Genomic DNA, 8,251 nt, shown 5'->3' with positions numbered 1-8,251 from the left:
AAAATTCAGGATTGTCTTCCGTAAGATAGGTGCGAATAGCTCGTAGGATTTGGGCGTTATGTTCAGAACTCGGGCTCGGGTATACCCCAAATAGTGCGGTAACACGGCGTTTGGAAAGGTAATCGTCAATCCAAAGTTGTAATGAAAAACGTTCATGACCACCAAACGCATACAAGCCGAAACGGCTGTAATTGATTCCGCCTAGCGGGTCACCTTGTTCCGGCACAAAGGCGATGGCATGACTACCGAAGATGGTTTGCCAATAAATCACCCGTTTTTTGCGGTTGACACGAAAACCACGTGGTCGGGGGAGGAAAAAAGCAAATAGCACAGCAATAAAAAAAACAAATAACCAAGTACAATATAGAATAAATTTGAATCTATCATTTTCCCATTCACGTAAATAAGGTTTTCTATATTCCTCATAGGTTTTAAATGGATCTTTTGAAGTAAGAGTATCCTTTTTTTTATATAGCTCTAAATAATTTCTATAATTAGGAATAATAAGTTCATCAGGAGTGAATGCCCAAGTATAATCCATTTTAAAGTCACTAATTTGAGAACTAAATGGTTCATTTAGGCTATTTCCGCCACCAAATCCAATAATTAAAAATCCGGCAAATAAAACAAAACGAATAAACCCACGAGCATATCCATCAAAGATGGAATCCCGAATTTCAATTTCATCGTTGCCACGTTTACGAATGGAGTAGGCAATATCTTTATCTGGATTAATGAATATTTTACTGAAAAACTCCCCGAGTCTATCTAGCCAATCTTTGTTTTCCTGTTGTTCTGCCATGTTTTCTCCTAATGTTTTTTCAATGTCAGTTTAGTGAGTTTCGATTGCTTACGGTATTTATTGCCTTGATAATTCGGTACGCTGACTTGCACGCTGAGGGCGAGTAAGTCTTCATAAGGAATAGTACCCTCATCGACATCTTCCGAATAGGTGGTAGTATTCATATAAGGCAACCGTTCATCATGAATGGTTATACCGGCTACGCCTTCCTGCTCAAACGTTGTTGTCGTATGAAGTTTTTCTTTCTCAATGCTTAATCGCCAATCTTCATAACTCGGATAGATCTTTTTCACATTTTTGGCATAACCATCCATTCTATCAATACGGATCTCTTTAGTGTCTTGAATGGTATAAATGCCCGGATAATTAACCAGTATTTTACGCGGGTTACTCGCATCCAAAGTAACAATGATTTCTGCCATAGATTTTAAGTAGCGTTGCATTTCGATACGATAAAAATGCACGCTATCATTGATAATTAGCTCATTGTTACTATACTCAAATTTAGAACTATCAAATTGTTCTTTAAATACGTCAGGCCTTTTAACCATCCACTCATACGCTTTCTTCTGATTAGGTTCCCCCCAATAAAGAGGACTCTTACCCCAAAAACCATTCTCAGCCCATAATTCAATATCTTCCGGGGCAAAATAGTTATAAATAATTGCAATGGTAATCAGCACAATCCCAATGCCTAAGGTGGCATAGGATAGGCCGGTGAGTAATGTCAGTGTACCGGCAGACAAGGATGAACTTGCCAACATACCTAACGAGCCGATTGCACCTTCAATGGCTAATCCTCCCCCCATGCTTAATAAGGCTGCGGTTTTGCCCACTTCATCGCTTTTATAATTGGCCTCCGCCCAGTTGAAATATTCAAACATCGCCCCGACTCCGGCCAATCCTGTATTGACGTTGATAATCGCATTTCGGATACGGGTCAATGCCGAACCGGCACCTTTTTGTTCAAAATAACTTATCCATTTGTTTGGTTGCAGATTTTTGCGCGAGGTTAACTGTTCAAGTTCCGTTAATGCTTGGGAAGTGTGTTGTTCTAAACCGCCTTTCGGTGCGTACATTCCGGCAATCACTTGCATAGAGGCTAAAAACGGATCACTACCTAGTTTTCCTAATTCTGTTTCCGCTTTATTTTGTACAAAGAAGCCCAATGCAACGGAGGCACTCAAGGCTTTGTTTAATCCAGCTAACCCTTCCGTGATTTGAAATAAGCCGTATTGTCTAGGTGCCATATCTACTTTTAGAGAACTAATGCTTTCTTGTAGTTTTTTTACATGCTTAGGTACCGCGGCTTGGCTTCGATGTGTCGGTAGGATTTTCTCAATCTCTTTGGTGTTTAATTTGGCTTGATATGTAGCCTGAATAGTTTGAGGCACACTAAACGGCTGTCTAACATAACCTTTATGGCTACTATTGGCATAGCGTACATAGATTTTATCAATCACCAGTTCAATGACTAAATCATAGGTTGCCATGTTGAGATAGCCTGTCTTCGCAACTTTTTCAAGCGCGCCTAAGGCTTTGGTGAAATCCGATAAATATTTTTTCAGAGACTCCACCGCCGGCGTAGCTTGCTGTGCATAAGGCGGAGCTTTATATGCGTCCGCATCTTCAATCGGTAAGGCAGCAATTAAAGCGTTACGACCGTAAGGTGAAATATCCAATCCATGCAGAAAACCATGCATATAACAGCACCAGGCTTTTGCTGCTGTGCCGTCTAGGGGATTGCTTGTATATAAGCTATAAAGCTTAGCGAGTTTATCCCTATGCGCACAAATAAAATTACTGTGTGCACTAACGAGATGTTTAAAAGACAGCCCGAAACGGGTCGGAATATACGCCATTTTATTAATCGCATTGACGCCCGGCAGATCATCTTCCAATTGTAATTCCGCTTTTAACACATTCAGTACATCGGCGTCGCCATTAGCTTTTAAATGCTCCGAGTTAATATAATCAGAAAAGACCTTTTGATATAGTTGGGAGAATTTGATGGGGGCCGGTTCAATGGTCCGTAAACCTTGGTCGCGCAATTCTGCATTCGACATTTCAAGGCTATCCCGAGCAGACTTGACCTCTTCTTTATATTTATGTAGTGCGTGAGCATCAAGAATGCGGGCGGTCGAAATAGCATATTCATATTTCGCTAATACGTTATCTCGCTCTGTTGTCAGATATAAATGATATCCTGACAAATCTCTTGCTGTTCCTACAGGGTCTTCTAAAGCTACAATCACACCGTTTTGGCTATGCATGAGTTGATTTTTTATCTCTTCCCAGCCTGTCGGTTTACCTATCGGGGTAAAGCGATAGGCATTTGAGGTTAACGCCTGGTCAGTCATCATTTTGGTTTGTGGCGAAAAATCTTTAACCGTTTGCTGTAAGGTGGCCATATTAATTGAGTAGCCTTGCGGATTTTTTAGCTGAACATTGCGCATCCAATGATTTCTCACTAAGGGATCGGTTTCGATTTTTCTTAGCAAATTCATGGGTAGGTCTACATCGGTAAACATCATATATGCACTTTCAATGGCTTTATTAAGTTCGATATAAGGCGTTGGTAAAGTGACTTTGTTTGTATAACCGGCTTCGTAATCATTAAATAGACTAAAGGAGTAGTTTATTCCGAAAGCTTCGTTTCCTTGGTCAAAATTCACATCTTTTGAACGATAGCGGTAAATATACCAAGCCTGACCATTGGCTGCTTCTGCACTAATTTCAAAACATCCTTTAATTTCGGCATTCACTGCTAAAATATATACAAAACCATCACGTAAACGACGGGCATCATAATTTTCGTCGCCTGACGCGTTCTTCGGAAGTGGTGGCATGTTCCCTTTACTTTTTATGTTTTCAAACGCCTTATCGGTCAGGGCGAATCTTGTGGGATAAACCCGAATGCCTTCTTGGCATGGGGCAATGACTCCGTCAGCCTCTGTTGCTGCCGGTTTCTTGAGCTGTTTGTTTTCAGACATGGTTGAGTACTCTAATTTTTATTCTATATTTAACAATGAACACAATTTGATAGCTCGTTCTAGTGGTGCGGTATTGTTTTTTGTAACTTGTTCTTCCAATGCAATAAAATCTATTCCATTTTTGACCGCACTTTGTTTGGCTAAAGCATACTGCAATATTGAAATTTCGTAAGTGTAACCTTTTTTATAGCCTTCTTCCAAGTTTTGGCATAATTCATGTTTATTTTCCTCCGAGTAAAGTTGCGGATATTCCTGTAGAGTATATTCCATTAAATATTCCTTGGTTTCTAACCACTTATGCGTTTTAAATCCGTCTATTTCCCAATCAGTCATCACGATTGGAGATGGAAGGGTTTCTTCGGGCAAGGTTTTTAAAGTGTAGTAATAGAAACGGTTTCCTAGCCCTAAGCCAAAGGCATAAATAATGTTGTTATCATAACCAAAAAACTTATGTAGTTTGGCTGGACGTTTGGCAATTATTGCTAGATAGTCATGTAAGACTTTGGGATCGTAAAAACGGAAGAAAAACCATTTTCCACGTTCATCCTGTAGCATAGGAAATTTACGTAGATGTTGATAGACCGTTTCAAAATCAGCGTAGGAATGGATAAAAATACCGAGGTTATCTTCCCAGTTAAAATGATGTTGTGCTGATTTTAAGCTGAATAATCCCATCATTTCACCGGTATGAATATGGTTTTCATCACGAATTACTTCAATTAAATAGGGTGCAACTTTTTCAGTATCTTCACCAAATTTCCCTTGAAATAAGCTTTTCATTTTGCCTTTTAAGGAGAGTGTATTCAAAAAAGGTATTTTTTTGGCATCTAAAACGAAATAGACTTTGAGTGTAGGTGATGTATCGCTATCATTCGTGTAGTGTTCAAGATGGCGTTGCTGCATATTTTTATCGATTTGAGGCGCTGAATTGCGAGTGTGCGCCGATTCATTTCTCTTTTCAAAATCTAATTGATTAGGTGGAATAGGAAAGTCAGGCCATAATAACAGTGCGATGTCCTCGGGTGCAAAAAGAGCCGGCATTCGGTCAAATTGCGCATCGAGTGGCTCGACATTATCGATCTTGTGGCAGTGTAGATATTCAATATTTTCTTCAATAGCAGGTTGTGGCATTTCATCACTTAAAGGAATTACCCGTATTTCATCTTCTCTGAGTGTTGATGCCTGATGTAGTAAATAGGTTCGTCCATGACGTTGAAAGAATACGTGAGCGGGAATAGGTGCAAGTTGAAAGCGAAAGTGGGCTTTTTGTGCAAAGTGAACCCGTGCACGTTGTTCAAATTCCTCAGCAGTTGTAGCAAAAGTGGCTAATGCAACAAATTGGTCTAATTGTTCGGCTTTTTGTATATAAGCAGTAGCAAGCCAAAGGGATTTTTCCATAAATAAATCTCAAAAAATTAACCTAAAAGATGACCGCACTTTGTGAATGAAAGTCAAAGTGCGGTCAAGTTCTTAGATGTTTTTCATCATGAATTACGCAATATCAACTTGGTATTCACCCTCTTCAAAATTGATTGTGATATTTGACATTTTCTCACCACGAGCGATGCGTTGAAGCAACGCTAAGGAAAGTGGGGGTAAAAGTTGCCCTTCAAGAATCGCATCGACCAAACGTGCACCATTTGTATCAGCTTCACATTGTTGTTCAATGTGTTTAAGAATGTTTTCTGCGATAGTAACGGTCGCTTTATAACGCTCAGCGATTAATTTCTCTAATTTCGCCAATTTGGCTTTCACAATGCGCTGCATTACATCGGTGGTTAAATAGTGATATTGCACAATTTGCATGCGAGCCAGTAACGCCGGTTTGAAGAATGTAAGAAGCGAACGACGCAACTCTTCATCACTTTTCACGGCAAACTGATCATTTGCAGCATCAAAACCACAGTTTGAGGTGAGCATAAAGAGAATATTTTTACAGTCAATTAAACGCCCTTCCCCATCTGCAAGTTCGCCTTTATCAAAAGCTTGATAGAACAAGTTAAGCACATCTGGATGGGCTTTTTCTACTTCATCTAATAGCACGATAGAATAAGGTTTTTGGCGAATAGCTTCAGTTAGTAAACCACCTTCACCATAGCCCACATAACCTGGAGGCGAACCAATTAAACGTGAAACAGTATGTTTTTCTTGGTATTCAGACATATTAATGGTAGTCAGGAACTGTTTGCCACCAAAGATATGTTCGGCAATTTGAATTGCCGTTTCAGTTTTACCTACACCACTTGGTCCAACAAGTAATAATGCCCCCAATGGTGTGCCGGCACGGCGTAAATCTGCCATAGCAGTAAGCAAGTTTTTGTGAATTTGCTCAATGGCTTGAGATTGACCTTTAATATTGTCGTTAAGAATATCAGGAAGCTCAGTGAGTTTTGTAAGTTCATCACCTGTCATGCTATTTACAGGAATACCTGTCAAATCAGCAATTACCGCAGTAATTTGTTTGCTTCCCACTTCAGCATGAATTAAACATTCTTCAGGTTTGATTGCTTCATATTCTGCTTTTTTCGCTTGTAATTGTGCGATCAATTCTTGACGTTCTTCTTCGGTATATTCTGTTTCAGAATCAGAGAGCTTGGTCCGTAAGGATAAAATTTCTTCCACTAATGCTTTTTGAGATTCAAATCGAGAAGAAAGCACATTTTTTTCTTCGGCTAATTCAGTGAGTTGATTTTCTAGTTTTGTTTTCGCTGTACTATCAACTGTTTCACCTAGCTGATAATCACGATCAAATTCAGCAATGGCAACATTGATTTCATGGATCTTATTATCTAAGTAGCTTAAGCGTTTTGGTGGTGTGTCTTTTGCTGTAGAAACGCGAGCGCAAGCCGTGTCTAAAATATCGATGGCTTTATCCGGTAGCTTTTTCGCCGCAATATAACGCGCAGATAACTTTGTTACTGTTTCAAGTGCTTCACCTGTGATATAAACACCATGCGCTTTTTCGTAGAGTGGTTTTAAACCACGTAGAATAACAATACTTTCTTCAATAGATGGTTCGTCCACTTTCACTAATTGGAAGCGACGGGATAGCGCAGGGTCGCGTTCTACATATTTTTTATATTCAGACCAAGTCGTGGCTGCAATTGTGCGAAGCTCACCTCGAGCAAGAGCCGGTTTTAAAAGGTTGGCTGCATCGTTGCCACCTTCGCTGCCACCCGCACCAATAAGTGTATGGGCTTCATCAATAAAAAGAACAATTGGCGTTGTGCTATTTTTTACAAAATCAATCACCGATTTTAAGCGTTTTTCAAATTCCCCTTTGATTGATGCGCCAGATTGTAAAGCGGCAAGATCTAGGCTCCAAAGTTCAACATTTTGTAAATGTGGAGGAACTTGTTTATTGACGATGCGTAATGCTAATCCTTCAATTAATGCACTTTTACCGACACCCGCATCACCAACTACAATCGGATTGTTTTTTCTTCTGCGTGAAAGAATATCGATCATCAGATCAATTTCTTTGTCGCGAGCGAGAACGGGATCAATATTACCTGCAGAGGCTTTAGCCGTTAAATTTTCAGCAAAACGTGCTAAATCAGATTGGTCTGTATGTACGGCTGAAGGTGTAGCGGTATTTTCTTGTGTGGTTTGTGATTCAGCGGAGCCTTTAGCAAATACCAGTAAAGATTGGCGTAATGTTTCTTTGTTAATTTGATTTAAGTAGCTCGCAACAGCAGTTGGCAAATAGCGCGATGCATTCAATACCAATGCTAAGAAAATGCTTGCACTGCGAATTTGTGTTTGTTCAAATTCAAGTGATCCGAGTAACCATGCCTCTTGCAACATTTCAATCAATAACGGCGAGAAGCTTGGTACAGAGTCAATATTGGTGTGAGATGTTTGCGTTTTGCTGAGTAAAAGTGCGGTCAATTCTTCGTGAGAAATGTTAAGTTTATTTAAAATAAAGCGAACGTCTGAGAATGGGTTTTCCAATGATTTGAGTAATAAATGGGCTGGAAGCACTTCCGATTCACCACAACTAATTGCATAAGCGGCAGATTCTTCTAACATTAATTTAGAAACGTCATTTAATGCACCTAATGTCGCGGCTAAGTTAATTTTGATCATTATTTGAGATCCTTATGTTTAATAAAGCATTTGAAAGATAAATAAACTTAGGTATTTTATTTTTTTATATAGAAATTTACTACAACTATTTTTACTATTTAGAAATAGATGAAATTACATTATACTAAGCGATATTTTATGCGTTAAACAAAGGACAATCATGGCTGTTCAATCCGACTACCGTTACACCCTTGATGCCGGTGAAAAACATACTTTTGATGTGATCAGTTTTAAGCTGACTGAAGGGCTTTCAGAACCATTTCGGTTAGAGCTTATGTTATCAAGTTTTGATCCGAATATTTCATTTTCAGCATTAATGGATCAATCCGTGACCTTTACTTTTTGGCAAGGAGAACAACCGGTTCGT

General features: G+C 39.3%; 4 protein-coding genes and 1 pseudogene. 1 reads left to right on the top strand and 4 read right to left on the bottom strand.

Going from position 1 to position 8,251, the window contains the following annotated elements:
* From HMPREF3263_RS08815 to tssH, 4 genes are all read right to left on the bottom strand, one after another.
* Positions 1-802, bottom strand: an 802-nt coding sequence (locus tag HMPREF3263_RS08815) for a hypothetical protein (protein ID WP_070853230.1), incomplete at its 3' end; no start/stop codon positions are given.
* 8 nt (positions 803-810) lie between these two features.
* Positions 811-3,795 carry a toxin VasX gene (locus HMPREF3263_RS08810; RefSeq protein ID WP_070853229.1) on the bottom strand — a complete coding sequence of 995 codons (2,985 nt, stop codon included), beginning with the start codon at positions 3,793-3,795 and terminating at the stop codon, positions 811-813.
* Positions 3,796-3,813: 18 nt separating this feature from the next.
* Positions 3,814-5,193: a DUF4123 domain-containing protein gene (locus HMPREF3263_RS08805; protein WP_070853228.1), complete on the bottom strand. Its 1,380-nt coding sequence runs from the start codon at positions 5,191-5,193 to the stop codon at positions 3,814-3,816.
* Between the two features lie 93 nt (positions 5,194-5,286).
* Positions 5,287-7,884, bottom strand: coding sequence for a type VI secretion system ATPase TssH (tssH, locus tag HMPREF3263_RS08800; RefSeq protein WP_070853227.1), 2,598 nt, complete (start codon positions 7,882-7,884; stop codon positions 5,287-5,289).
* A gap of 160 nt (positions 7,885-8,044) precedes the next feature.
* Here tssH and HMPREF3263_RS08795 point away from each other — a divergent pair.
* A pseudogene (locus HMPREF3263_RS08795) lies at positions 8,045-8,251 on the top strand (type VI secretion system tip protein VgrG); the annotation flags it as partial.

It is taken from the genome of Haemophilus sp. HMSC61B11 (assembly GCF_001838615.1).
GTDB lineage: Bacteria > Pseudomonadota > Gammaproteobacteria > Enterobacterales > Pasteurellaceae > Haemophilus_D > Haemophilus_D parainfluenzae_AD.
Note: the sequence above shows the minus strand (reverse complement) of the source record. Positions and strands in the feature narration are given on the sequence as shown.